General features: G+C 58.1%; 25 protein-coding genes and 1 tRNA gene. 16 read left to right on the top strand and 10 right to left on the bottom strand.

Annotation, left to right across the window (positions count from 1 at the left end):
- Positions 1-52: 52 nt before the first annotated feature.
- The 4 genes from EYR88_RS12365 (at position 53) to EYR88_RS12350 (ending at position 4189) form a co-directional block, all read left to right on the top strand.
- A complete protein-coding gene (locus tag EYR88_RS12365) occupies positions 53-1336 on the top strand; it encodes a deoxyguanosinetriphosphate triphosphohydrolase (protein ID WP_131090064.1) in 1284 nt (427 codons plus the stop codon).
- Positions 1337-1345: 9 nt separating this feature from the next.
- Positions 1346-3223 (top strand): DNA primase, encoded by a 1878-nt coding sequence (gene dnaG, locus EYR88_RS12360; RefSeq protein WP_131090063.1) that lies wholly within the window; start codon positions 1346-1348, stop codon positions 3221-3223.
- 54 nt (positions 3224-3277) lie between these two features.
- Positions 3278-3350, top strand: a tRNA-Asn gene (locus EYR88_RS12355).
- A gap of 557 nt (positions 3351-3907) precedes the next feature.
- Positions 3908-4189 (top strand): hypothetical protein, encoded by a 282-nt coding sequence (locus EYR88_RS12350; RefSeq protein WP_131090062.1) that lies wholly within the window; start codon positions 3908-3910, stop codon positions 4187-4189.
- Here EYR88_RS12350 and EYR88_RS12345 read toward each other — a convergent pair.
- Positions 4152-5078 (bottom strand): AraC family transcriptional regulator, encoded by a 927-nt coding sequence (locus EYR88_RS12345; RefSeq protein ID WP_131090061.1) that lies wholly within the window; start codon positions 5076-5078, stop codon positions 4152-4154. The two genes, EYR88_RS12350 and EYR88_RS12345, sit on opposite strands and share 38 nt — an antisense overlap.
- Positions 5079-5340: 262 nt before the next feature.
- Between EYR88_RS12345 and EYR88_RS12340 the strand changes: the two genes are divergently transcribed.
- The 5 genes from EYR88_RS12340 to EYR88_RS12320 all read left to right on the top strand — a co-directional run bounded on the left by EYR88_RS12340 (position 5341) and on the right by EYR88_RS12320 (position 10867).
- On the top strand, positions 5341-6693 hold the full coding sequence (locus tag EYR88_RS12340; RefSeq protein WP_131090060.1) for a sugar ABC transporter substrate-binding protein: 1353 nt from the start codon (positions 5341-5343) through the stop codon (positions 6691-6693).
- A 70-nt stretch (positions 6694-6763) separates the two neighbouring features.
- Complete coding sequence (locus EYR88_RS12335; RefSeq protein WP_131090059.1) at positions 6764-7729, top strand: sugar ABC transporter permease; 966 nt, start codon at positions 6764-6766, stop codon at positions 7727-7729.
- The gene (locus EYR88_RS12330; RefSeq protein ID WP_131090058.1) at positions 7726-8601 is read left to right on the top strand and encodes a carbohydrate ABC transporter permease; all 876 of its coding nucleotides are present in this window, start codon (positions 7726-7728) and stop codon (positions 8599-8601) included. Before EYR88_RS12335 ends, EYR88_RS12330 begins: the two co-directional genes overlap by 4 nt.
- Before the next feature lie 38 nt (positions 8602-8639).
- Positions 8640-9701, top strand: a complete 1062-nt coding sequence (locus EYR88_RS12325; protein WP_131090057.1) for an NAD(P)-dependent alcohol dehydrogenase — start codon at positions 8640-8642, stop codon at positions 9699-9701.
- Between the two features lie 167 nt (positions 9702-9868).
- Positions 9869-10867 carry a carbohydrate kinase gene (locus tag EYR88_RS12320; protein WP_131090056.1) on the top strand — a complete coding sequence of 333 codons (999 nt, stop codon included), beginning with the start codon at positions 9869-9871 and terminating at the stop codon, positions 10865-10867.
- Between the two features lie 71 nt (positions 10868-10938).
- On the opposite strand, the gene EYR88_RS12315 is transcribed toward EYR88_RS12320, so the two are convergent.
- Positions 10939-11766, bottom strand: a complete 828-nt coding sequence (locus EYR88_RS12315; protein ID WP_131090055.1) for a hypothetical protein — start codon at positions 11764-11766, stop codon at positions 10939-10941.
- 276 nt (positions 11767-12042) lie between these two features.
- Between EYR88_RS12315 and EYR88_RS12310 the strand changes: the two genes are divergently transcribed.
- From EYR88_RS12310 to EYR88_RS12290, 5 genes are all read left to right on the top strand, one after another.
- On the top strand, positions 12043-12852 hold the full coding sequence (locus EYR88_RS12310) for a DUF4190 domain-containing protein (RefSeq protein WP_165477357.1): 810 nt from the start codon (positions 12043-12045) through the stop codon (positions 12850-12852).
- A 213-nt stretch (positions 12853-13065) separates the two neighbouring features.
- Positions 13066-13257 (top strand): hypothetical protein, encoded by a 192-nt coding sequence (locus EYR88_RS12305; protein ID WP_131090053.1) that lies wholly within the window; start codon positions 13066-13068, stop codon positions 13255-13257.
- Positions 13247-14770, top strand: a complete 1524-nt coding sequence (locus EYR88_RS12300) for an ATP-binding protein (protein WP_131090052.1) — start codon at positions 13247-13249, stop codon at positions 14768-14770. Before EYR88_RS12305 ends, EYR88_RS12300 begins: the two co-directional genes overlap by 11 nt.
- Complete coding sequence (locus EYR88_RS12295) at positions 14767-16326, top strand: SLC13 family permease (protein WP_131090051.1); 1560 nt, start codon at positions 14767-14769, stop codon at positions 16324-16326. Before EYR88_RS12300 ends, EYR88_RS12295 begins: the two co-directional genes overlap by 4 nt.
- A 48-nt stretch (positions 16327-16374) precedes the next feature.
- Entirely contained in the window at positions 16375-17601 is a 1227-nt protein-coding gene (locus tag EYR88_RS12290; RefSeq protein ID WP_131090050.1) for a glycerate kinase, read from the top strand.
- A gap of 9 nt (positions 17602-17610) precedes the next feature.
- Here the strand turns inward: EYR88_RS12290 and EYR88_RS12285 are convergent, their stop codons facing one another.
- From EYR88_RS12285 to EYR88_RS12260, 6 genes are all read right to left on the bottom strand, one after another.
- Positions 17611-18063: a PH domain-containing protein gene (locus EYR88_RS12285; RefSeq protein ID WP_242632574.1), complete on the bottom strand. Its 453-nt coding sequence runs from the start codon at positions 18061-18063 to the stop codon at positions 17611-17613.
- Positions 18064-18093: 30 nt separating this feature from the next.
- Complete coding sequence (locus EYR88_RS12280; RefSeq protein ID WP_131090049.1) at positions 18094-18531, bottom strand: 6,7-dimethyl-8-ribityllumazine synthase; 438 nt, start codon at positions 18529-18531, stop codon at positions 18094-18096.
- A 107-nt stretch (positions 18532-18638) separates the two neighbouring features.
- A complete protein-coding gene (locus EYR88_RS12275; RefSeq protein WP_131090048.1) occupies positions 18639-19661 on the bottom strand; it encodes an LLM class flavin-dependent oxidoreductase in 1023 nt (340 codons plus the stop codon).
- Positions 19662-19716: 55 nt separating this feature from the next.
- Positions 19717-20430 carry an NAD(P)-binding domain-containing protein gene (locus EYR88_RS12270; protein WP_242632573.1) on the bottom strand — a complete coding sequence of 238 codons (714 nt, stop codon included), beginning with the start codon at positions 20428-20430 and terminating at the stop codon, positions 19717-19719.
- Positions 20420-20731 (bottom strand): helix-turn-helix domain-containing protein, encoded by a 312-nt coding sequence (locus EYR88_RS12265; protein ID WP_207306522.1) that lies wholly within the window; start codon positions 20729-20731, stop codon positions 20420-20422. The genes EYR88_RS12270 and EYR88_RS12265 overlap by 11 nt, the downstream gene beginning before the upstream one ends.
- 151 nt (positions 20732-20882) lie before the next feature.
- Positions 20883-21176, bottom strand: a complete 294-nt coding sequence (locus EYR88_RS12260; RefSeq protein WP_131090046.1) for a helix-turn-helix transcriptional regulator — start codon at positions 21174-21176, stop codon at positions 20883-20885.
- Between the two features lie 46 nt (positions 21177-21222).
- On the opposite strand from EYR88_RS12260, the gene map reads away from it, so the two are divergent.
- Positions 21223-21996, top strand: coding sequence for a type I methionyl aminopeptidase (gene map, locus EYR88_RS12255; protein ID WP_131090045.1), 774 nt, complete (start codon positions 21223-21225; stop codon positions 21994-21996).
- Between the two features lie 5 nt (positions 21997-22001).
- On the opposite strand, the gene bioB is transcribed toward map, so the two are convergent.
- Positions 22002-23159: a biotin synthase BioB gene (gene bioB / locus EYR88_RS12250; protein WP_131090044.1), complete on the bottom strand. Its 1158-nt coding sequence runs from the start codon at positions 23157-23159 to the stop codon at positions 22002-22004.
- Positions 23160-23372: 213 nt separating this feature from the next.
- Here bioB and EYR88_RS12245 point away from each other — a divergent pair, with 213 nt between their 5' ends.
- On the top strand, positions 23373-23978 hold the full coding sequence (locus EYR88_RS12245) for a maleylpyruvate isomerase family mycothiol-dependent enzyme (RefSeq protein ID WP_165477356.1): 606 nt from the start codon (positions 23373-23375) through the stop codon (positions 23976-23978).
- A gap of 67 nt (positions 23979-24045) precedes the next feature.
- Here EYR88_RS12245 and EYR88_RS12240 read toward each other — a convergent pair whose 3' ends face one another.
- Positions 24046-26394, bottom strand: coding sequence for a GNAT family N-acetyltransferase (locus EYR88_RS12240; RefSeq protein ID WP_131090042.1), 2349 nt, complete (start codon positions 26392-26394; stop codon positions 24046-24048).
- Positions 26395-26401 lie beyond the last annotated feature (7 nt).

The following is a 26401-nucleotide window of genomic DNA, read 5'->3' as shown; positions in this document are numbered from 1 at the left end:
CCACTGGTGGATAACGCAGTGTGCAGGCCAAAATGTCACTAGACTAGGTAACATGACTCAGATCCCCGGATATACCGAAGCTGATTCGCAACGGTGGGTGCCCGAGCCAGCTAAAAAGTCCTACCGTACCGCTTTTGAGCGCGACCGTGCCCGCGTGCTGCACTCTTCGGCGCTGCGCCGGTTGAGCGCCAAAACCCAGGTGGTCGCGCCAAATCAGAATGACTTTGTGCGCAACCGGCTAACCCACTCGCTGGAAGTTGCCCAGGTGGGACGAGAGCTCGGGGCGGCCTTGGGCTGCGACCCGGATGTGGTGGATACCGCCTGCCTCGCCCATGATCTAGGCCATCCTCCCTTTGGCCACAACGGGGAAGTAGCGCTGGATCAATTGGCTGCCGGGATCGGCGGATTTGAAGGCAACGCCCAAACTCTGCGCCTGCTCACCCGGCTGGAAACAAAAACCTTCAGGCACAACGGGCATTCGGCCGGACTGAATCTTTCGCGGGCCTCCCTTGATGCGGCCTGCAAATACCCATGGCTGAAGGCCGATGCGCCGGAAGCTAACGGCAAAAAGACCAAGAAGTTCGGCGTATATGAAGATGATGCCCCGATCTTCAACTGGCTGCGCAATGTGCCCGAAGCTGCGTCCGGCGTGGTCTGCATGGAAGGCCAGGTCATGGACCTCGCCGATGACATTTCCTACTCGGTGCACGACGTGGAAGACGCCATCGTTGGTGGCCAGCTACAGCTTCGTTGGCTCAAGCAGGATCTGCCACGCGAACGCGCCCTGCAGGTCACCAGGGACTGGTACCTGCCGGTGACCGATGAGGCCGACATTGAGGCGGCGTTGCGCCGGTTAGAGTCCAGCGACGAATGGGTTTCACACTTTGATGGGTCCCGGCGATCCATGGCTGGCCTGAAGGATATGACCAGCCAGTTTATTGGTCGCTTCGCAGCCGCCGCCATGGATGCCACGCGCGCCCGCTACGGCACCGGAAACCTCACCCGTTACAACGCAAGCTTGATTGTGCCCGAAGAAACCCAGCATGAAATTGCGGTGATGAAGGGTATCGCCGCCAGCTACGTGATGACCTCCGAGGTACGCCAGCCGCTGTATCTGGACCAGCGCACCTTGCTGACCCAGCTGGTAGAACTGCTTGTTGAAACGGGTAGGGATAATCTGGAGCCAATTTTTGCTGCGGACTGGGAAGATGCGGCCGATGAGGCAGCCCAGCTGCGCGTTGTGATCGACCAGGTCGCTTCGCTCACCGACATTTCAGCCACCGAGTGGCACTCATATCTGGTCAAGGGCGAAGCCCCTGAAGCACAACTGTTTTAGAAGGGAATCATGGCAGGGCTGATCAAGCGTGAAGATATCGACGAGGTGCGCAACCGCAGTGACTTGCGCGAGGTCGTTGAATCTTATGTCACGCTCAAATCCGCGGGCATCGGCTCGTATAAAGGCCTGTGCCCTTTCCACGACGAGCGTAGCCCGTCCTTCCATATTCGCCCGCAACTAGGCACCTTCCACTGCTTCGGTTGTGGTGAGTCGGGCGACGTCATCGCCTTCATTCAAAAGATGGACCACTCCTCGTTCACCGAGACCGTGGAGCTGCTCGCTGCCCGGATCAACTATGAACTGCACTATGAAGATGGCGGTCCAGGCCCGCGCCGTGAAGACTACGGCAAACGCCAGCGCCTGGTGGACGCACACAAGATCGCCGAAGAATTTTTCCGCGCCCAGCTAGCCACCGAAGAAGGGGCCAAGGGCCGCGAATTTTTGACCGGTCGTGGATTTGACGCTGAAGTCACCACACAATTTTCGGTAGGCTACGCGCCCAAGGGCTGGGACGCATTGCTTAAGCACCTGCGTTCCAAGGGTTTTGCCGATGAGGAACTGAAGCTGACCGGAATGTTCTCGGAAGGCAACCGAGGGATTTACGACCGGTTCCGCGGCCGTGTCATGTGGCCAATCCGCGACCTGTCCGGAGCGACCATCGGCTTTGGCGCGCGCAAACTGTACGACGATGACCAGGGCCCGAAATATCTGAACACTCCGGAGACCTCCCTATATAAGAAGTCTCAGGTGCTCTATGGCCTGGACCTTGCCAAAAAGCAGATCTCCAAAAATAGGCAGATCGTGGTTGTGGAAGGGTACACCGACGTGATGGCCTGCCATTTGGCTGGCATCACCACCGCGGTGGCCACCTGTGGCACCGCTTTTGGCACCGACCACATTAAAATTGCCCGTCGTTTGCTGCAAGATGATGGTACCGGCGGTGAAGTGATTTTCACGTTTGATGGTGACGCTGCTGGGCAGAAGGCCGCGCTACGTGCCTTTGAGGAAGACCAGCGTTTTATCGCCCAAACCTATGTCTGTGTTGAACCCAGCGGAGCTGATCCCTGCGATCTGCGGTTGCACCGCGGCGATGAGGCAGTGCGTGAGCTCATTGAGCTTAAGCGTCCGCTGTTTGAATTTGCGATCCGTGCCGAGCTGAAAAAGTTCAACCTCAATACGGTGGAGGGGCGCGTGCAGGCTTTGCGGCAGACCGCCCCGATCGTTGCTGCGATCAAGGACTCGGCGATCCGTCCTGCGTACGCGCGAGAACTGGCCGGCTGGCTAGGGATGAACAACGAGGACGTGAACCGTTCCGTGGGCGCATCCATTAAGCGCGCCCGACTACCTAAAAATGCTGACCAGCAAGTTCCGGTTCCGGCGGCGGGTAACGAGCAGCAGGTGTCAGCCCCTGCCTTTGAACGCCCGGATCATCGTGATCCCGTGATGCGTTTGGAGCGCCAGGCCCTGGAAGTTGTCATCCAGCAGCCACAGCGTTTGGTCGATGAGCAGTGGCAGGCCTTCTTCGAGGCACGTTTTATGGCTCCTGCCCATTCGGCAGTGCATGATGGCATCGTGGCGGCCTCCAGCGCCGGCGCTTCTGCAACCTCATGGGTCGAGGTGATCCGCGATGAGGTGCCAGAGCAGCTGCGTAGCTTCGTGTCGGAGTTGGCGGTGACCAGCATTCCGGCCCAGGACGAGCACAGCCTGAACCGCTATTGCGCAGACATCATCAACGGTTTGATTGAGCTTCAAATCACACACCGTAAGGCTGAGCTGATCGGGCGTTTGCAGCGCGCCGAGATGGAGCCAGAAGGTGAAGAATATGCCCAGATCAATAGGGAATTGATGGAGCTGGAGATGCGCCGAAGGATCCTGCGGGGGACCTAAGCGAGAGGATTTTGCATTAGCGAAAATCTTCGGTAAAGTTATATCTCGTTGCATTCCTCCATAGCTCAATTGGCAGAGCATTCGACTGTTAATCGAAGGGTTACTGGTTCAAGTCCAGTTGGAGGAGCTCATAGAAAAATCCCGGCTCGCGAAAGCGAGTCGGGATTTTTGCTTATTCGTGCAACGGCGGGTCTGGATCGGGCCTGGCTGCTGGTTTTTCTTCCCCACGGTGCCCGGTTCCTTGAATCGGCCAGGCCGGGAACCATCAATCTCTCAGCCCGGCTAGTCCGTCCGTTTGTATCACAGAGTGCCAATGACGCAGCGGTCTGTTTCGAGCAGGAGCAGTCTTTGCCAGCACCTCCACCGTGCCGGTTCCAAGGTGGAGCGCAGTGGTACCGCAACACATGCGCCATTCTTCCTAAGGATTCGATGGTTCGTTGGAGTTCATCCGGTTGGTACTGGCGGTTTCATCGGCACCGTCGTCGATGGCGGCGTTGACGGCGTTCTTCGTGAACTTCCGGCGTGTCTTCTACGTGCTGTCATTTCATTTTCGCCAAGGATACGGTGTGGCCGCAAAGCTCTACGGCACGTTTTCGTTGAGGAGTTCCTCGAGGTTGGTGCAGTTATCCCGGAACGCGCACACGAGGAGACGCCGTCGAATTCTGACGGCCCAAGCGGTTACTCATGCCATCGGTTGCGTTGGTTTGCGCAGCGGTTGGCAGGGAACTAACTGGAGACGACATACTGGTGGCAGTGATGCTGCTTTTCGGCGAGCCACGCAGCGGTCGTTGTGGTAAATCACGAAGATCTTTCTATACGGGCGAGGTTCAGCATGTGCTCGTAGCCTTCCCGGAAATTCTTGCGGCGCTGCCTGGAACCGAGCCAGATCAGTTGCCGGTGATCACGGGCTGCAATGCGGATTTTCTTTCTAAGACGAAGATCGGCAACGCTGCCGAAACTGTCTAGGCGTTTCATTGAAGTCATTCATGAAATGCCTGTTGAAGTTAGACAAATTCGAGAATCCCACGTCAAAGCATATTTCTGAGATGCTACTGTCTGTCCTTTCAAGCAAGCGCTTGGCATGTGCCAGACGCAGCTTTCGCACCAGGTCGCTGAAGTTCTGCCCAATCGCACGCTTGAAGTGCTTCGAAAACATCGGCGGAGTCATGCCCGCTACAGCGGCCGCCTCGGACATCGAGATTTCTCCTGAATGGTTGTTGAAAATGTACTCGAGCACTTGTTCCACGGCCCTTGCCGAGTGATCGTCGAGTTGCGGCCGAAACCAGCTATCGGCCAGGCTGCGACGATCTTCGGGTGGGGAATTAACCAGGATTGCGAAGAGCCGAAAGAGGTGCATCAGCCTTTGGGCGCCCGTCGACGTTCCGATGGCCTCGATCTCTGCGGTAGCTGCGCTCGACGTAACACCTGAAAATTGGATACCTCTCGCGGCATCGTCCAGCAGCGTCTTGATCTCCGAGATTTCCGGCATGATGGCCGCTGCTCCTTCGATCAAGGAAGGATCGAATTGGATGACGACATCCCGGCCCTCCACGATCTCTCCGGGTGCCAGATCGCTGACCCAGTCGTGCGGCAATCCCGAACCGATCAGTGCCACGTGTCCAGCTTCGAAGGTCCCGATGTAGTTTCCGACAATGAACTTTCCTGTGCCTTTGCGGATCAGGTGGATTTCATACTCGGGATGGTAATTCCAGCGTGCGAGCGGGCTGGGATAGTCGTGCACATGCCAGCGTACGCAGGATCTTGGATCCGGCGGGATGACTTCCCTGTTGGCCTGCATGCCAACCAGTTCTTCGGCAAGCCTGGCCTGCGCCTCATTCTTGGGTGTGATGCGCATTACGCGACTCCAGATGTATGCATGAACTTTCACCAAAATCGAAAGCGTATTCCCAAGGATACTGTGTGCGGTTCAATTTCATATAGGCAAAAAAGTATCAGAAATTCGCAATGAACGATCTAGTTGAGTCGTAGGTCATAACTCTAAGCTTGAGAAGCCACATTCCGGGAGCAACCGGTTTGGAGGTTCGCGCATGAGCCACTCGACAGACTTTCTGGCGAGAGCTGGCAGTGCATCAACACAAGAATTTTAGGAGTCCGCCATGCAGCCAAAAACACGCTTCACCGCGGTGGCCGCGAGTGTAATAACGCTGTCTGTTTCCCTCACCGGGTGCGCAGGTGCGGGCGGTGGCCCGGCCCAAGGTGGCAAGGACAGCATTAACGTCCTCATGGTGAACAACCCGCAAATGCTGGATCTGCAAAAGCTCACTGCTGAGCATTTCACCAAAGAAACTGGCATAACCGTGAATTTCACGGTTATGCCGGAAAACGATGTCCGGGCCAAGATCACCCAGGAATTTTCGTGGCAGTCCGGGCAGTATGACGTCGCTTCGCTGTCGAACTACGAAATTCCGTTCTTTGCCGAAAACGGCTGGCTGGCCCCTCTCGACGAGTCGGTAGCTGGAAGAGCCGATTTTGACCAAGACGACATTCTTCCTGCCTATACCGAATCCCTGACAGGAACCGATGGCCATCTGTATGGGGAGCCCTTCTACGGAGAATCGTCACTGACGATCTACCGCAAGGATCTCTTCGAGAAACACGGTTTGAAGATGCCGGACAATCCCACCTGGGATGAAGTCGCGGAATTGGCCGAGAAAATCGATGAAGGCGAACCCGACATGAAGGGCATCTGCCTACGCGGCCAACCAGGCTGGGGCCAAGTATTCTCGCCGTTGACCTCGGTGGTAAATACCTTTGGCGGCACCTGGTTCGACAAGGATTGGAATGCCCAGGTTAATTCCCCGGAGTTCACCCAGGCAGTTACCTTCTACACGGATCTCTTGAGAGAACATGGCGAAGCGGGTGCAGCCCAGGCTGGATTCGCAGAGTGCCTGAATAACATGGTCCAGTCGAACACCGCCATGTGGTACGACGCATCATCGGCCGGTTCGATTCTGGAAGCTGATGATTCTCCGGTGAAAGGCAAGCTCGGCTACGCACAGGCACCGGTCAAAGAAACTGAACATGCCGGTTGGCTTTGGACCTGGTCATGGGGAGTCCAAGCGGCATCCGAAAAACAAGATGCAGCCTCCGAATTTGTTGCCTGGGCAAGTTCGAAAGAATATGAAAATTTGGTAGCTGACGAGTTGGGATGGGCATCGGTTCCGGCCGGCAAGCGCAGTTCGACCTATGAACAGCCTGAATACCAGAAGGCGGCGCCGTTCTTCGACGCTGAACGCGAAGCGATTCTCAACGCCGACCCGAAAAATCCAGGGGTTCAAGAACGTCCATATGTGGGTATCCAGTTTGCTGGCATTCCCGAATTCGCGGACTTGGGAACCTTCGTTTCCGAAGACGTATCCGCGGTGATCGCCGGCAAGACCAGTGTCGAGAAGGCTCTCGATAAAGGCCAGAAACGCGCCGAGCGCATAGCCGCAACGTACCGCGATTGATACCAAATCCTATCGAGCTGACCGCAAGGCGCGGCTAATCAGCTGGATCCTCACTAGGAGCACAAATACGATGTCGTATGTCAGCACGGCCATGAAACCCAAGCCGACTTTGGGTGGCCCCGGAACAGATCAGCGCAAGAAATCGCGTGCAGCCGCATGGGCACGACGGGCACCATTGCTGCCCGCCCTGATCTTCGTAATCATCACCACCCAGTTGCCCTTTGCCGTCACTCTGGTGATTTCCTTCTTCAACTGGAACAGCCTGAGGCCCAACGATCGAGGTTTTGCCGGGCTCTCCAATTACATTCAGGTATTTGCGGACCCTGGGCTTCGCCACGCGGTTTGGGTGACCATATTGCTGACGGCGTCCGTGGTTCTTATCAGCCTGGTTACCGGGTTGCTGATTGCCCTGCTGTTGAATCAGAAGTTCTTCGGGCGAGGGCTGGTGCGCACCTTGCTGATCGCCCCATTCCTAGTGGTTCCGGTCGCTGCCGCGCTGATCTGGAAGCACGCCATCCTGAACCCCGTCTACGGCTTGATCAACGGCATCCTGACCGGGATCTGGGAGCTCTTTGGGAGCCAAAATCCGCCGCAGATGGATCTGCTCACCGATCAGCCTTTGGCCGCGATCATTGCGTCGCTGGTTTGGCAGTGGACGCCGTTCATGATGCTGATCTTGCTGGCCGGTTTGCAGTCGAGGCCGGCTGACGCGATCGAAGCGGCGCAAATGGATGGTGCCAACGCTTGGCACGTATTCCGCTACATCACCCTTCCGCACCTGCGCCAGTACCTGGAACTCGGCGGCTTGCTTGGAGCGATTTATATCGTCCAGAACTTCGATGCAGTGTTCACGCTGACTTCGGGCGGCTTGGGCACGAGCAACCTTCCGTACGCCGTGTACAAGACGTTCTATATCGCTAATGAATACGGCGTGGCCTCGGCTGCCGGTGTTGTAACCGTGGCCGGCAGCTTGATCGTAGCGACTTTTGCCCTGCGCACCGTATTTTCCATCTTCAAGAAGGAGGCCGCGCGATGAGCGTTGCGACCAAACAACTTCGACTGTCTCCAAAGCGCAGGCTCAAGAATTCCGGGCGCCGGAATCCCCTCGTTGGCCTCATCGCGTGGATTACAGCCCTGCTCTTTGTTTCCCCGGTCCTATGGATGATGATCACCAGTTTCCATTCCGAGGCCGATGCGGCAACAAACCCGCCGTCGTTTTTCGCGCCACTGACGCTGGACGCCTACGCCCAGTTCTTTGGAGCGGCCTCCGGTGCCAACCCCTGGCCGCCACTGATCAATTCAGCGATGGCCTCGGTCTTCTCTACGATTCTTGTGTTGCTTTTGGCGATGCCAGCGGCCTACGCGCTGTCAATCAAGCCGATCAAGAAGTGGACCGACGTGCTGTTCTTCTTGCTGTCGACCAAGATGCTGCCCATTGTGGCCGCCGCGTTGCCACTGTACATATTTGCCAATTTCTCAGGGATGCTCGACAACATTTGGTTCCTGATCATCATGTACACCTCGATGAACCTGCCGATCGCAGTATGGATGATGCGTTCCTTCCTGGCTGAAGTTCCTGTGGAAATGCTCGAGGCGGCTCAGCTGGATGGTGCCGGGCTGATTCGCACCTTGAGCCAGGTAGTAGCCCCCGTGGCGACTCCCGGAATCGCAGCTACCGGATTGATCTGCTTCATTTTCTCGTGGAATGAGCTGCTGCTGGCCCGAGTGCTTACTGGAGTTGTTTCTGGAACAGCGCCAGTATTCCTGACAGGTTTCGTTTCAAGCCAAGGGCTCTTCCTGGCGCAATTGTGTGCCGCCTCGGTAGTTGTTTCATTGCCGGTGCTGATCGCTGGATTTGCCGCCCAGGACAAGCTGGTCCAAGGACTTTCCTTGGGCGCAGTGAAGTAGCCAAAGATCTTATCTTGCATATCGAAAGGAAATTCCCCATGGCAAGTCAAACTGCAGTCTCATCTGAACGTGGCAATCAAGCATTGCCGGCCACCATGCGCGCGGCGGTTCTCCAAAGCCAGCATGAAATGACCATGGAAACCCTGCCCCTGCCCGCACTGGAACCCAATCAGGTTCTTGTGCAGGTTTCCGCAGTCGGCGTTTGCGGAAGCGATGTCCATTATTATGAACACGGTCGTATTGGCGACTACGTGGTGGATCACCCGCTGATCCTTGGCCACGAGCTCGCCGGAAAAATCGCGGCGGTCGGCAGTTCTGTTGACAGTTCCCGGATTGGCCAACGGGTGGCCGTTGAACCGCAGCGCCCATGCCGAACCTGCGCCCAGTGCAAGGCGGGGCGGTACAACCTTTGCCCCGACATCGAGTTTTACGCGACGCCGCCTGTCAACGGCGCATTTTGCGAATTCGTCACGATTGAATCGGATTTTGCCTTCCCGATTCCTGACAGCATCAGCGACGAAGCTGCTGCCCTCATCGAGCCGCTATCGGTGGGGCTCTGGGCTTGCGAGCGTGCTGGCATCCGGCCAGGGAGCAGAGTGCTCATTGCAGGTGCCGGACCGATCGGCGTTATCGTCGCACAAGCGGCGAGGGCTTTCGGAGCGAGCGAAATCTACATTAGCGATATTGCAGAAGAACGACTTGAATTTGCGCTTGAACATGGCGCGACCAAGGCCCTGAACGCTGCCACCGATCCTGTCGAGGGGCTGGATGTGGATGCGTTTATCGATGCCTCTGGCGCACCATCCGCAGTCCGGTCAGGTATCAAGTCGGTTGCTCCTGCCGGGCATGTCATTCTCGTTGGCTTGGGTGCCGACGATATCGAACTTCCCGTGTCCTATATCCAGAATCGAGAAATCTGGCTCTCCGGCGTCTTCCGCTACACCAATACATGGCCGTTGGCTATCGAGCTGCTGGAAGCTGGCAAAGTGGATCTGGACATCTTGGTTACCGGCCGATATTCATTGAGCGAATCCGAGCAAGCACTGAAATCCGGAAAGCAACCAGGACAGCTCAAAGCAGTCGTATATCCGGGGCGCTAGAAGCTGGCTACGGGTTAAAGACGTGGTGGATGCGTGGACGACAAGCTGCGCTCACGAGAAGTCTGCAATTGGATCCCCACGACCATGGGAAAACCCGCCTCGCGGGCAATCGCGAACGGCACCTGAAACGATGCACGTTGCCGCGGCCTCATGGCTGAATGAAAAGAATGTATGGAAAGGACGGGGCAGTGTTGCCAGCGGAGGAAAAAACTTCAATCTTGGTTCAAGGCACCCTCATCTCTATCGTCGGTGAGTCTCTTGTAGATGTTATTGCCACGGCTTCAGATGGGGATGTTGGGGCCACGTACCCTGGCGGCAGCCCGTTAAACGTCGCGGTGGGCACGGCTCGTTTGGGACTGCCTACGAAGTTGGTGACTCAATTCGCCCCCGACGAGCACGGGCAATTGATCCAGGACCACTTGGAATCCAGCAACGTGGAAGTGAGCAATTTCGGATTGGAAAGAACTTCGGTGGCCGAGGCCTCGATCGGCTCCGGTGGATCGGCCGACTATGACTTTTCAATCGAGTGGAACCTGGGCACCGGAAAGCGGCAATTAGGCACCGAGGTTCGTGGCAGCATGCATATCCACACCGGTTCGATCGCGAGTGCAATGATGCCAGGAGCAACCAGCGTTTTGACTGCCATCGCTGAATGCCGCGGAGGCAGCACCATCAGCTACGACCCGAATTGCCGTCCAGCCTTATGCCCTGATGCCAGCCAGGCCAGGAGGCAGGCAGAACTTTTCGTGCAGGAAAGTGACCTGGTGAAAGCCAGCGACGAAGACTTGGCGTGGCTCTACCCGGATCGCTCACCGGAGGAAACCATGGCCGCTTGGCTGGAGCTCGGGCCGGCTTTTATCGCCGTGACTCGTGGCGATGCCGGTACGGTGTTCCTCTCCCGGCAAGGGCGGGTGGAAGTTGGCGGTGAGAAAATTGCTCTCGTGGACACTGTCGGGGCAGGAGATTCCTTCATGTCGGGACTCCTTGCTGGGCTCGCACAGCTTGGTGCGCTGGGGGCCGAGGCAAGGCCTGTCTTGAATGCCTTGACTTTGGATCAAGCTCGCGAGGTTGTTTCATATGCCAACCGGGCTGCGGGCATTACCTGCTCGCGCGCTGGCGCCAATCCACCGAATGCGGATGAGCTTGGCATGCTGCTGGGCAGCTAGCCGATCGCGCCTAGCGAGGTGCCTGTTCATAGCGGCCCGGTTCGACATTCGAACCGGGCCGCTTGGTTCTTTTAGGCAACCGGGTCCCAGAGCCGCCGGGATTCCAAATACCAGAAGTAGGCGAATAGCCCGATCTGGAACCACTCGACGATGAACAGGGCTTCGTCAACGCCGGCGACAAGCAGAATTGGCCAGGCGATCAAGCCCAGCGCCATCAGTCCCAGGATGATCCGATAGCGGTTCGGGGAACCGCCGCTGGTGTCCTCGTGGCACATTGGCGCGTGGCCCAGATGGCTGGCAATGGCGATGCCCATGGAGAAGATCAACAAGAACGCCGCGCTGGCATGAACCCAGGCGAAGGTTTTTCCTTCGAAGGCACGCCAGATCAATAACAGGATGAAGACCGCGAGCAGGCCGGTGCTGATCCATCCCAAGGCCCGGGTCAACGTGCTGTGCATCAGCGCTTTGTGCGGCCAGCTGCTGGTCCTGATGCCCAGCCAGACGAATGCGGCGCTAACGATCAATACGGCAACGATGGCTACGCGGACCGAAAGGATCAGCTTGCCCTGTTCGGCCGGTGCAAGCGTGGCCAGGGTTTCGCCCAGCCTGGTGGGAACCAGCGCGACAAACATGGCGTAGAACCCGGCCAAATTCAGCGCATAGTCCTCCAGAGCTTCGCCGCTGTACACCACCAGCAATGCTCCGGTAGTCACCAGCATGGCAACAAACAGGTCACGGGCTGGGCCCAAGTAGTAGGAGCTGAGCGAGTCTTCGATCCGCTGGTTGACGATTCCGTAAATGACGATGGCCACCACCAAAAGCAGGGGAACGACGAGCAGCATGAGGCGCACGTAGCGCAGGGTATCGCGACCTTGGAAGCGTTCAGCAGGTGGGAGCATATCAGCATTCTGTAATGCGGGCACCGGTTTTGGGAAAAAGGCTTGCCCAGCCAGGAAAGATCTTCAGCGAATTCGATGGTTGAGGACTTGGCCATTATCAGCTGGCCTGGCTTGTGGAGGAGGGAGTTCCATCTGCAGCAAGCCAAACTGTCGGTGTCGATTGACATGATCATTGAAGAGTCAATAAAGGTTCCGGTTGCACCTGGGACTGTCATCCGTTCAGGTCAATCTCCATCGCAGAGCGTTGTGTTCTGCCGTCACTCGAAGGAAGCACTCATGAGTATTCATACACCGATGGATCCCGGAACGCCGATTCCGGCTCCATCCCCGAAGTCCACCGCGGGACGAGGCCTGGGCATCGCGGCCCTGGTGATAGCTATTGTTGCGCTCGTCCTGTGCTGGGTTCCGATCGTGAACAACGTGGCAGCGATTCTGGGCGTGATTGCCCTCGTGCTGGGTATCGTCTCCCTTGTCATCGCGCTCAAGCGCAACGGCAGCAAGGGACTGGGCATCGCATCAAGCGTGATCGCAATCGTGGCCATCGTCTTGGTTTTCGTGACCCAGTCGTTCTACGTCAAGGCCATCGATGAAGTCGCCAGCGGCATCGAGGACGCAGCGGACGGTCAAGTAGCCGCTCCGGCAGAGGTCGTAGACCAGGCCGAGGACGAGACCCAGGTGCTGGCGCTGGGCAAGGCCGCCAACGTCGGCGAGTACTCCGTCAACGTCAGCGCCGTGAACCTGGACGCCGGCAAGGCCATTGCCAAGGCCAACGAGTTCAACGAAAAAGCCAAGGGGCAGTACGTGCTGGTTGATATTTCCGTGGTCTACAACGGAGATGAAGAAGGCGACGCCTGGATCGATTTGAACCCGGAACTTGTTGGCTCGGATGCGAGTATTTATGACACCAGCACCGCCATGGTCGTTCCTGCCAAGCCGGCGACGGACGCACCAACCCTGTCTAAGGGCGGCAAAGCCAGCTACCAGGTGGTCTTTGATGTTCCGGCAGAAGCCGTGGCGGACGCCAAGATCCGAATGACCGAAACCATGTCATTCAACGATGAATCGGTGCTCTGGGCAACCAAGTAATCTGGCCTCAATCGCATAGCGCAACCCAGGCTCCATGACCCGCTCAAGGGTGATGGGGCCTGGGTTTTTAACATTTTTTGCCCGGTGTACCGCAAGTGAAAACCGCAAGAATCCGTGGTTAAAAGCGCGTCTCATATAGTTCTCATCGACGCATCATGGAACTCTCATGGCCAGCTAATGGCCGGCTCACGTGGGTCTTTTAATGTTCAAAACATGATTCGCCGCATACTTCTCATTCTTCTGGTGCTCGCTGTTCCAGCGGGCCTCGCCAGCGCAAGCCAAGCCCTGGCCGATAACGCCGACCCGGCCATGGACCATCAGCCACCGGTTATGGTCAAGCTCAGCCCTGCCCCGCAACCCGCAACCACAACGCGGGAGAAGGGGGAGCAGGAAGATGCAGACTGACACCGAAGCGCAGCAAGGATCATCAGTCTCCGCCCGACTGAGGATCGTTGGATGGATCGTGTTGACCACTGCCGTGGCACTGCTCGCAGTGACGGCGACCATGCGATCGATCATGACGGCCCAGATCGCCGAGGCAGCCAACGTCGGCATCGCCCAGGAGATTGACGAGTTCAGGACTTTTGCGGCCGAGGCGCTCGACCCGACAACGGCCCAGCCCTTCACCTCGATGCATTCGCTGATGGAACGCTACCTTGCCCGGCAGCAACCCATGGCTGGCGAAGCGATCGTGGCCAAGGCAGAAGGCAAGGTAGCTACCACAGGCAATACGGCCGACCACGAAGGCCGGCTGCTGGCACAGGACCCGGTCCTCTTGGGCCGGATTCTGGCGAGCGAAAAAACCTCGGGCGTTTCGAACAGCGACCACGGAACCGTGCGCTGGGCCAAGGCCGTGGCACAGGAAGCCGGAGGCCAGAACGGCCCGAAGCAGCAGGGGCAGCTGGTCGTCGCGCACTATATCGCCGGCGCGCAGGAGCGGGTTGACCAGCAGGCGGTGCTGCTCTTCGGCATTGCCGGCGGGGGACTGGCCCTCACCGCGGGCATCGCATGGCTCGTATCGCGGCAGATCATGCGCCCGATCCATTCCATGAGCGAAACCGCCGCCTCGATTACCGCCAATGATCTTTCGGCCCGCGTGCCGGTGGTGGGACGCGACGATCTGGCGCAGCTGGCACAGACCGTCAACTCCATGCTCGATCGCGTGGAAACCGCACATCTGGCCCAGCGACACTTCATCGCCGAGGCACGCGAGCATCTGCACAATCCCCAGCGGGAACTGGCCGCCGCCCTGTCCGAGCTCAATAGCGACGCCGTGGGCGCGCAGCGCAGGCAAGAAGTGATTGCCACAGCGCAGAATCTGATTGACCAGATGGGACAGACGCTGATCGATCTGGAAGTGCTGGCGCAGAGCAGCAATCCGGACTTCGTGCAGCCCAGCCTGGTCTCGGTCGGCGAAGTCACCGCGGATGTGGCCGCGGCGGCAGCACGGCCGGGAGCCTACCCGCACCGGCAATTCAGGATCCAGGAATCGGCGCGGGCCCAGGCATGGCTCGATCCCATCCGGGTATCCGAGGCCATGCACCAGCTGATCCACAATGCCGTCGCGCATACCGCTGCTGGCGAGTGCATCCGGATCGGCTCAACGATTGACGGGGACCAGGTGAGCTTCTGGGTCGCCAACGAGGGACCGGCCCTGGACCCTGAACGGGCGAAAGCGCTCTTTGAAACCTATCGAAGCGCCCCGAGCAATGAAGATCGAGCCGCAGGCATGGGGCTTGGCTTGGCGGTGGTCAAGGCCGTCGCGCAGGCGCATGGCGGTACCGCGTGGGTCGAATCAGGCGAGGGGATCGGAGCACGATTCGGTTTCTCGCTTCCGATGGACAACCACGATGCGCCGGGCGCGCAGGACGGCCAGCTGCCGCACCAACTGGCCAGCATGCTGGGGAGCGAATCATGAGTTTGACGCCCATCAATGAAAAGTCCGGGTTCCGGTATTCCACCGAATCACCGGCGGCCTTCAACAGCGATCGGCAGCTGGAGACCAAGCCTCGAAGCAGGTGGAAGCCGAAACACACCTCTGCGGTCATTGCGGCCGTAGTGCTGGCGGGGTTGATCGCGGGCTGCGGTTATGCGGCCTTCGGGCCATCGGCGGGGACACCGAACTCCCTGTCCGCCCAGGGTGCGCTGACCCTCGCGGTGTTCGCAGTGGCCATCTGGCTGTGGATCGTCTCTCCGGTCTCCGACACCTACGTCGCCTTGGGCGCTTGCCTGGTGCTCGTGCTCATGGGAGTGTTCCCCGAAACTCAGCTGTTCTCTTCCCTGGGTGAGGACACGATCTGGCTGCTCTTGGCCGCGTTTGTCATCGCCGCCGGTATTACCGCGACCGGGCTGGCTACCCGGGCCGCGGCCTGGATCGTCATCGGGGCGCACGCCCCCAGGCAGCTGATGCACCTGAGCACCGGGGTTCTGGTGGCTACGGCCTTTGCCGTTCCCTCAACCTCCGGGCGGGCAGCCCTGGCGATCCCGGTGTTCGTCGCCCTGGCCAAGGCGCTCAGTGCGCACCGCCGGGTAGTGCTCGCCCTGTCGCTGCTCTTCCCATCGGTCATCCTGCTCTCCGCGGTCGCCTCCTATCTGGGGGCCGGCGCCCACCTGATTACCAGCCAGATTCTGGTGGCCTCCGAGTATGAAGGCTTCTCGTTTGCCACCTGGCTGCTATACGGTTTGCCGCTGGCTTTGGTCTCTTCGCACCTGTGTGCAGAGCTGGTGCTTCTGCTTTTCACCAGCAGGGAGGATCGCGGGCAGGTTTTGAGCGTCGGGATCAAGAAGATGCAGGAGCATTCGCCGGTTCCGCTCTCCGGCCCGTTGTCGGTAGCCCAAAGCCGGGCCGCGCTGCTGGTCGGCGTGGTGGTGGTGCTGTGGTGCACCGAACCATTGCACCAGCTGCACCCGGCGGTGGTGGCTCTGCTGGGCTCGCTGTTGGTGGCAAGCCCTGGCTTCGGGTCGGTGTCGCTGGCCAAGGCGTTGAAATCGGTGCCGTGGTCGATGCTGATATTCATGGCCGCCACGCTGGCCCTGGGCACCTCGCTGATCGAGTCGGGGGCAGCGCAATGGCTGGCCCATGGTGCGCTCGGCCCGGTGACGCAGCTCGGTCCTTCAGCCCCGTGGATCTTCACGGTTCTTGTTGTGGTGATCTCCGCTGGAGCCCACCTTGTCATCCAGTCGCGCTCGGCCCGTTCCGCGGTACTGATTCCGCTGGTGGTTTCCCTGGCCCCCGGGGTGGGGGTGAATGCGGTAGCCATTGCCCTGGCATCGACTGCCGCGGCCGGTTTCTGCCACACCCTGACCAGCAGCGCGAAGCCGGTGAATCTTTTCTCCGATATTGAAGGGGTCACCACTTATCAGCCTGCAGACCTCCTGAAATTGAGCGCTGCGCTGGGGCCGCTGATGATCCTGCTGGTGCTGGTTTTCGCCTTCTGGATCTGGCCTCTTATGGGTCTTGAACTCTTCGTCTAATAACCCCTTCGGGTTCCGCATTTTTTACTCAGTAAAGGACACATCATCATGGCACACGCACTTCCACAACGAATTCTGGTCGCACCTTCCGGATTCAAGGAATCATTGGATGCTGCCGCAGTCGCCGCGGCCATCGGGGCCGGAGTCCGCCGGGCGCTGCCCGGGGCCACCGTCAAAGCAGTGCCCATCGCCGACGGCGGGGAAGGAACGGCAGAAACCCTGGCCAGCGCCACCGGCGGCCATCTGGTACCGATTCGCGTCACCGGTCCGGTAGGGAAGCAGGTGGATTCCCACTATGCGATGCTCGGCGGGGAAGCGAGCGGAACCGCGGTGGTGGAAATGGCGGCGGCTGCCGGTTTGCGCCTGGTCCCGCGAGACCAGCGAGACCCGGGCACCACTACCAGCTATGGGGTCGGTGAGCTGATCAGCGCCGCAATCGACAGCGGGGCGACAAAAATCCTGGTGGGCTGCGGGGACTCCGGCACCTCTGACGGAGGCATGGGAGCGCTGCAGGCACTTGGCGCCAGAATCCTGGATGCCCAAGGGCGCGAAGTCCCCGCCGGCGGCAATCACCTGGGCCGTATCGACCGGCTGGATCTCGAAGGACTGCACCCGGCTGTGGCTGAAGGGAAAATCCAGATCACCATGGCGCTGAACCAGCACAATGTGCTCACCGGAGCCCGCGGCGTTGCCCGGGTCTTCGGGCCGCAGAAGGGTGCGACGCCTGCGCAGGTGGAAGAGATGTCGGCAGGGTTTGAACGTTGGGCTTCGGTGCTCAGGAGGGACGCCTTGGAGGTGGCCCGATCCACCGACTTCGCCACTGGGCCTGGCACCGGTGCCTCGGGCGGACTGGGTGCTGGATTGGCAGCGATCGGGGCGATCCTGATGCCGCGCTTCGAAGCGATCCTGGACTCAGGTCTGGCGGGAATCGACCTGGACTCGATGTTGCGCGGAGCCGACCTGGTGATCACCGCCGAAGGCGCCATCGATTTCCAGACGCCCAAGGGCAAGGTTCCGGCCGAGGTCGCCCGCAGGGCATCGCTGCATGGGGTACCTGTGGTGGCGCTCGCCGGAACCTTGGGCCGTGGTTGCCGCGATGTGCACGACATCGGCATTGACGCCATTGCGTCGATCATGCCGATTCCGATGACTTTGCAGGAAGCCGTGGATGACGGGGAGCGGCTGCTCATCGAAGCAGCCGAACGCTTCATGCGCACCATTATCCTCGGGGCCTCGATGGCGGTGGCTCGGCTGAGACCGCGTGCTGCGTGGTAGCTGTCTCTGTTACAGAACGTAGCTGGCGATCAGCTGCGAGAGAGCCCGGACATCAACTTTGCCTTTGAACTCCAAGCGAACCTTGCCCGAAGAACTGAACCAAAGGTCCAGTTCTGCGTCGAGGTCAAAGGTTCCCGCCGTCTCGACAGAGAAAGACTGGACTTTTGAATAGGGCAACGAAGTGTAATCGCGCTTCTTGCCGGTCATTCCTTGGACGTTGACGGCAATGAGCCGCTTGTTGGTGAAGACCACGTAGTCGCGAGCACCCTTAAAAGCAGCAAGCAGTTCTTCGCCGGTTACGAGCATAGGCATGATTTCTGGTGCTACTTGTGCAAGATCCCAGGGGCCCAATTTGAACACTGAAGAATTATTAAAATCGATCATGTCCTGATCGTACTGAAGCAGAAGGACAGGATAGATGCGGCTCAGGCGTGCTGCCTGCTCCCACGAGATGTGGAGCAAGCAACACGCCTGATGACTGTCTGCTGGAGACTAGAGTTCGATGGCTGCCACGGTTCGAACTGCGCGAGCTGCCTCTGCACCCTTCTTGAGGAAGTGCTCGAAGTAGAAGTTCTGGTGCTCGTCGCTGGAATGGAAGTGGTGCGGGGTCAGGCTCACCGAGAAGGTCGGCACATCGGTATCCAGCTGGACGCGCATCAGCCCGTCGACCACGGCCTGGGCGACGAAGTCGTGGCGGTAGATGCCGCCGTCGACCACCAACGCGGCGGCAACGATCGCATCGTACTTTCCGCTCTTTGCAAGGCGCTGTGCCTGTAATGGCATTTCGTAGGCACCAGGGACGGTGACGGTGTCGATGGTGTATTCGGTACCGGAAGCGTCCATATCGGCGGTGAATCCGGCCAGTGCCTGATCGACGATATCTGCGTGCCAGCTGGCCTTGATGAACGCAACCTTCAATGGGGAACTCATAAAAATCTCTGCTTTCTGTCCGATAATGATCTGACTCTTAGACTCCAGCCTAATCACTGGTTGCCCAAGGGCTTAATGACCAAGAGAAACGGCGTAACTATGTGAAGTTAGCGCCATCCAAGCTGCGGAGCAACGTGTTTGAGTACCGACTCGATGACATGCGCGTTGTAATCCACGCCCAACTGGTTGGGGACGGTGAGCAACAAGGTGTCGGCAGCAGCGATCGCTTCATCTTCAGCCAGTTTTTTGGCCAGTTCATCAGGCTCGCCGGCATAGGATTTGCCGAAGACCGCACGGGTCTTCTCATCGATGTTGCCAATCTGGTCCGAGCTGTAGCGGTCGCGACCGAAGTACTGCCAGTCGCGCTCATCGGTGAGCGCAAAGATGCTTCGGCTCACCGAGACCCGAGGCTCGCGCTGATGGCCGGCTTCTTTCCACGCGTCGCGGTAGAGCTGGATTTGCTCGGCCTGCTGGACGTGGAACGGTTTACCCGATTCGTCGTCCTTCAGGGTGGAGCTTTGCAGGTTCATGCCCAGCTTGGCCGCCCAGACGGCAGTGGCGTTAGAGCCTGAACCCCACCAGATGCGTTCGCGCAAACCAGGGGAGTGCGGCTCAATGCGCAGGAGTCCTGGAGGATTGGTGAACATCGGGTTGGGGCTTGGCTCGGCGAAGCCAACGCCAGTAAGAACTTCGAGTAGGCGTTCGGTGTGCCGGCGTCCCATATCGGCGTCGGACTCACCGTTTTCTGGTTCAAAACCAAAGTGGCGCCAGCCATCGACAACCTGCTCGGGTGAACCACGGCTGATGCCTAGCTGCAGCCGGCGATTGGAAATCAAGTCAGCGGAGCCTGCGTCTTCGGCCATGTATAGCGGATTCTCGTAGCGCATATCAATGACACCGGTGCCAATTTCGATGCGGTTGGTCTTGGCGCCGATGGCTGCGAGCAACGGGAAAGGGGACGAGTATTGCTGGGCAAAGTGGTGCACGCGGAAGTACGCACCATCCGCACCGAGCTCTTCAGCGGCCACTGCAAGATCAATGGCTTGCAGTAGAGCATCCGAGGCGCTGCGGGTGCCAGATTGCGGATGGTCGGTCCAATGACCGAAGGACAAGAATCCGATGTTCTTCATACTTGAACCAACAAGTAGCTCTGGTCGGTTATTCCTAGGACGATCTTGCTATCTGTCAGAACTGCCGGGCAGCGACGTCGGCTCGTTGTGAACCTAGGAGCACCGCTTCTAGCTGCGCGAAGGTCACCGGTTGACCGCGATCGGCGAGGTAGTCGGCAGCAAAACCAGCACGATCGGCAGCGTAGGTGAGCGTATAGCCCCCTGATTCGGGCTCGGTGCGCCAAGAATCAGCTAGGTTGCCAGCATCAACTGTGTCGAATCCCAGAGTTCGGATAAGTTCCAGCACTTCAGCCTTGGTGGCCTGATCATCCCCGAAAACGGGCAGTGCGGTCTTCGGTGTGGAGTGGGCAAGCAGTGGGATGTGGTGCGCCACGATGTTGTTAAAGGCTTTAACGATACTGGCGTCAGGAAGCAGAGCTGTTTCTAGCTCGGCCGTGGTGGATTTCAGAGAATCGAGAATCTCGATACGACCATCGCGGGCAGGGTAGTAGTTGCCGGTGGACAGTACCGTTTTGCCTGCTAGTGCCTGGGTGGGTAGTTGTGCGTAGGCCGAGAGAGGAATGGCCAAGACAATAATGTCACCAAACTCGGCTGCCTCAGTGGCGGTTGCAGCGTGCGCGTTGGAACCAAGGTTTTTAATGAGATCGGACAGGGATTCAGGTCCGCGTGAATTGGAAATGGCGACGGACAGTCCAGCTGCAAGAGCTAAACGTGCGATTTCTTGGCCAATCGCTCCACTGCCGATAATGCCGATGTTGTTAATGCTCATTTGTTTCTCCGTCTAAATCAACGTTGCTCTTGCGAGCGATTTCTTGTTGAACTGTGCTCATCAGTCCGGGGAATCGGTCGTCCAGTTCATCAGAACGCAACCAATTGCGGTGGCGAGTTCCGTCGACTTCTTGTCGGATTAGGCCTGACTCACGAAGAATGCGCCAATGACGAGTGAGTGCTGATTTTGAGACGCCAAAGTCAGAACTGCTGCACGCCCCGCCAGGCGTGGCAGCTATGTGGGCGATGATGGCGCGCCTGACTGGATCGGCCAATGCTGCCATGATTTGAAACAGATCCATCTCTTCCTTGGAAGGAAGGGAGAGGGGGCGTGTGAGGCGGCTTGCCACGATAAGTTCCTTCGCTCCACAGAGTGTATGTACGCATAAAAGCGTACATAAAAGTCATGTACGCGTCAAAGCGTACATTGGCGTCAGGATGAAATGCTGCTGTTTAGCGGTGCGCTAGTTGCTTGGCGTGAGGTGGTGCTGCATCTATAGTTGCTTGCAGATTGATGGATGACCAGATCTCATCGAGCGATAGATTCAGTACGGCGGCTACGGCTGCAATGGTGGAGAAAGCGGGGGTGGCTACCCGTCCGGTTTCGATTTTCCGTAACGTCTCGGGGGATAAACCGGCTTCCAGCGCGACGTCGAGAATGGTGCGTTTGCCTCGTGCGCGTCGCAGGATTGACCCGAGAGTCTTTCCCTGTTCGAGTTCTTTGGCAGTGAGCGGCAATCTAACCATAAGAAAATTATAGTACCGGTACTATATGACCGGTATAGTTATTGGCATGATTGAAATTCTTACACCCGTTGAGGTGGATAAGGCTCGCGCATCCGGAGAACTAGTAGGCACCATTCTTGCCACGCTCAAAGAGCGGGTGCAAGTAGGCACAAATCTGCTAGAAATCGATGCCTGGACCAAAGAGATGATTCTGGCCGCAGGCGCCGAATCTTGCTACGTCGACTACGCGCCATCCTTCGGTAATGGTCCATTTGCTCACTACATCTGCACCGGCGTTAATGACGCTGTGCTGCATGGGCTGCCACGTGATTACAAGCTGGTCGAGGGTGACCTGCTCTCGCTGGATTTGGCAGTTAAACTGCACGGCATCGCCGCGGACGCTGCCATTAGCTTCGTAGTTGGTTCCGCGGGTTCTGCTGAAGATCAGAAGCTGATTAAAACCACGCAGCTCGCGTTGGCCGCCGGAATTGCCGCAGCGAAGCCCGATGCCAAGGTCGGTGACCTTTCCTATGCAATGGGGTCGGTCATCAAGGCCGCCGGGTACAAGGTCAATATGGAATTTGGTGGACACGGCATTGGCAGCACCATGCACCAAGATCCGCACGTATCCAACGACGGCCGCCCGAACCGTGGCTATAAACTGCGCCCCGGTCTGCTGCTGGCGCTGGAGCCATGGATCATGACCAATACGGATCGATTGATCATGGACAAGGACGGCTGGACCTTGCGTAGTGCTACCGGCTGCCGAACTGCTCACACCGAGCACACTATTGCCATCACCGAAACCGGCGCGGAAATCCTGACCCTGCCACGCAGTTAATGCCACTAGGCGTTGGGCAGTTGTTGCGTTCCGGCCCCTCGCCGACGTAATGCCGGTTCGATATTTGTCGGCGAGGTGGTGCAGCAACCACCACCGCACGAGCCATGGTCGGAGCACGGTTTGAGCGTGTTGCCGGTCTGTGTGGAGACATCGGAATGGCTTTGTCCTAGAACGACAAATCCGGCGTCGGTGATCATCTGTAGATCAGCCCGCGAATCCTGGCCCTCACTGGTTAGGTAGTCTCCGAGGAATAGTGAATTGGCGACCTCCAGCGCGGTGGCCTGCAATGAGCGCAAATGCATTTCTCGACCGCCGGCAATCCTCACCTCCTTATCTGGGCAGGCCATGCGAACCAGGGCAAGAATTCGTAGGCAAGCTAGCGGGGTGAGGTTCCATGTTCCCTCAAGCGGAGTGCCGTCAAAGGGCATGAGGAAGTTGATCGGAATGGAGTCTGCGTTCAGTTCCCGCAGCGCAAATACTGCCTCAACAAGCTGTTCATGAGATTCGCCCATCCCCACGATGAGCCCTGAACAAGGGGACAGGCCGCTGGCTTGGGCCTGCTGAACTGTGGCCACCCGCTCATCAAAGTCATGTGTGCTGCAGATTTCCGGGTACATGGACTCTGCGGTATTCAGGTTGTGATTGTAGGCGTCGGCACCCGCTGTTTTTAGGCGGTCTGCCTGACCATCCTTGAGAATTCCGAGGCAGGCGCATACTTCAACGCCAGGGTGCTCGTCCTTGAGTGAGTTAATTAGGCCCGCCACGCGATCGACATCGCGATCCGAAGGGGATTTTCCGGACGCAACAAGACAAACGCGCGAGGCACCACCTGCAATGCCCAGCCCGGCTTGGTGCACCGCCTCTTCGGTTTTTAGCCACGTGTATTTCAAGATTTGTGCTTTGGAACCAAGGCGCTGGGAGCAGTACGTGCAATCTTCGGGGCACAGGCCTGATTTGAGATTCACCAGATAGTTCACCTTGACCGTGTTGCCAAAATATCTACGTCGTAGTCGCCCAGCTTCATTGACCAATCTGAAGGTATCGGCGTCGCTGGTAGAAAGTAGGCCAAGGGCTTCACTGGTTGCCAGTCGGTGGCCCTGCTTGATGCGTGTAGCTAGTTCAGCGAAAGTTGTGGTGTTTTTTGGTTGGGTTTCGGCTGACATGGATCCCTTAGATGTTGTTGGTAGCGGCGTCCTACAGATTCTTGAACACTGTTCAATTGTGATAACTAAACTAGCACGGAACAAATCAGGAATGGCGATTTCTGGATTATTACACTCTCGTTCGCCATGTCGGGACCCACGCTAGGGTGGGGACTACAGCTGAAATACGCTGCCTTGGAAAGGAGCGCCGTGAGAGCGAATCACGATTGGGAATTGGTTGGAATCGAACGAGCAAAGCTTGCAGAGATTCTAGGAAATCTGAGCACGCAGCAGTGGCAGGAATCCACGCTGTGTGACCAGTGGCAGGTTCGTGACGTCGTGGCGCATCTGGCCGCGGCAGGCGCAACAGGCACCGGCGCGTGGCTCGTCAACATGCTCAGCAGTGGCTTTAACACTGATCGGCATAATGACCGCCTGCTTGGTAGATACTTGGGGTCCGACCCCGAAGCAACGCGGGAAAATTTTGAGCAGACAGTACACAAAACGGTGGCGCCACTGAACTCAGTGCACGGCTTACTGACGGAAATAATCGTTCACGGCCAAGACATTGCCGTGCCGCTGGGCATCAAACTGGAGCCATCGCGTCAAAGCCTCAGGCTCGTCGCAAGTTTTATGGCAACGAAGAACTTTGCCGTCAACAGCCATACGTTGGTCAAAGACCTGAGATTCAGTGCCACCGATTATCCATTTGCCCATGGTGAGGGACCGGCGGTCACTGGAAAACTATTGGATTTGGTGATGGTCATGGCCGGGCGCAAAAACTTCGTGGCCAAGCTGGACGGTGAAGGTGCCGCTCAGATTGGACGGCGGCTTTCTTAAAAACCAGAAGAAAAACGCATCGCGCCACACGATGACTGTGTGACGCGATGCGTTCGAAAGCTACGGTCTAGCTTGCCGGAATCACCGCGGTAGCCAGCGGATTTTCCAGGTCGCCGGCATAAAGCAGACCTGAGGACTGATCGGTGAGATCAAGCATTTGCTGATGATTGCGCAACTGCAATCGGTTCAGGCACGAGAGCGGGAAGGAAGACTCAAAGAGTCCCAACTCGTCAAAGCGCCCAGCAAACTGCGGATGCTCTGAACGGTATTCCAGCAAGCGTTGCGCAACAACGCTCCAGAACTCTTCTTCTGCCAGTACACCTTCGTTGTCCAACAGCGGAGCAAGGAAGCGGAAGAACGAATCAAAGACGTCGGTGAAGACCGAGAGCACCGGATCACCACCGGTACGTACCCGACGAATTTCTTCAGGTAGCTCTACACTGTCAGAAAGCACCGCTACCTCTTCGCCCAGATCCTTATGCAGAACCTTGCGAACCGCACCGTTTTCCAGAACCATGATCACGTTTTCCCCGTGTGGCATGAAGACCAGATCGTAGGCGGCCAAACAGTGGACCAACGGCACCAAGTAAGCATCAAGATACTGCGCCAGCCAAGTCGACGGTGCCAAACCGCTGCGACGAATCAGCGCGGCGGCGAAAGAACGACCTTGGGCATCCACGTGTAGCAGGCTGGCCATGGTGGCCAACTTTTGGTCTTCTTCCAGGAGGTTGATCGGCGACTCGCGCCACAAGGCGGCCAGCATCTTGCGCTGTGGATCTGATTTCACGGTGGCCGCTTCAAACTGAGGATTGCGATAGCCCACCGCGGCCACTTCGCGCAGCAGCGAAACTGGTTGAGCGCTGAGTACTGGGTCGTTCTCGAACAGTTCTCCCAACCATTGATTGATAGCCGGGGTGACTTTCATGTACTCGGCGCTGAGTCCACGCATGAAGCCCATATTCAGGATCGACATCGCGGTTTTCACGTAGTGGCGAGTTGGCTTCGAGAGGTTGAAGAAGGTGCGGATCGACTGCTGGGCTTGGTACTCATCGTGACTAGAGCCAAGCCAGATGAGCTGTTTGCGGGCAATATCGTTGGCGAAGGTGATGGACAAACGGTTTTCCCACTGCCACGGGTGCACCGGCATGAAGATGTAATCCTCAGGCGAGTATCCGGTGCCAAACAATGCCGATGCTAACGCGTCATCGAGCTGTTTGCGTTCCTCCGGGCTCAGCTCTTCGGCCAGCAGCGTTTCATAATCCAGGGTGCTGATGGAATCGAACTGGGCACGCGATGTGTGGGCGGCAGCCCAGCCGAGGTTCAGCGCGGAACCGGTCTCGGGGGCAAAACGTAGATAGTCGCTACGTCCCACACCCATGCGTCCGTTGTTGGCGACAAAGCACGGGTGGCCTTCGGTCATTGACGACTCAATGAGCTGGAAGGATTGTGCTTCGGTGCCTGGGAATTGTGCCAAAGCCGCCGAATCATGGGTGGTGTGCACCTGCTTGTAGCAGTGGCTGGACAGCGTGGAGGAGAGCTCTTCCAAATAGGTCGGCAACTGCGCAGGGTTCAGCGTGAGTTCAGTGGCGAACAGCGTGACGAAGTTGATGACATCCACGTCTGCAGGTTGCCAGGATCCGTCGATGAATTCTAGATGTTCGATGCTGGCCGGCTGAACTAACCAGTGGTTGAGCTGGAAACGACGTGCCGTGAAGAGATAACGATGTCCCTGTTTCTGCACACAGTAGGTGTCATCACCTTGTTCGGCCGGTTCCAAAAGTCGTTCGTGTGAGAACTCGCCCAGGGCTTTGGCCAGCACATGCCTGTTGGCTTGCTCCCACTGTTCGGGGCTAAGGAAGGAAGAACTTAGGTTGTTGCCGGTGGCGCTCTCAAAGTCGTTGCGGGTACAAATCGAGAGAAGTGCCTGCTTGGTGGAACCGTCGTGCTCGGCCAGTTTGATGGGGCGAATCGGTCGGAAACCAATACGCGCATTCAGTGCGTGGATGGCCTTGTTGCGAACATCCGGTTCAACAACAAGGCGCTGAACGCCGGGCTTGGCGAAAGCATACTGCGCTGCGGCAGTCAGGGCTTCTAGGGTGAATCCCGGCGCAGGGCTCTGGGTTGCTGGAGACAAGAAGTGGAGGCCGCGATCACCTCGGACGTAGTTATACGCATCGGCTAGTGGCGAGGTGGCCGGGTTGTAGAGCTCGATGAGGAACCGAGCCGTGCCATCGTGATCCAGACCTAGGAGCACCGCGTAGTCTTCGGTGTCCAACAAGTTGGAGTATTCCTCGAAGATTTCGTTAGACGTAGCGTTGGGCATGCCCCAGAAAGCGGCGTGTTCGGTGGCGATCCAGGAATGCAGCAAGTCGGTGTCTTGCGGCAGGGCAACGGAGCGGAAAGTGTAGTTAGGCATGAATATT

It is taken from the genome of Arthrobacter sp. S41 (genome assembly GCF_004320535.1).
Classification (GTDB): domain Bacteria; phylum Actinomycetota; class Actinomycetes; order Actinomycetales; family Micrococcaceae; genus Glutamicibacter.
The sequence above is the reverse complement of the archived record's forward strand: the minus strand, read 5'-3'. Positions and strand labels throughout refer to the sequence as shown.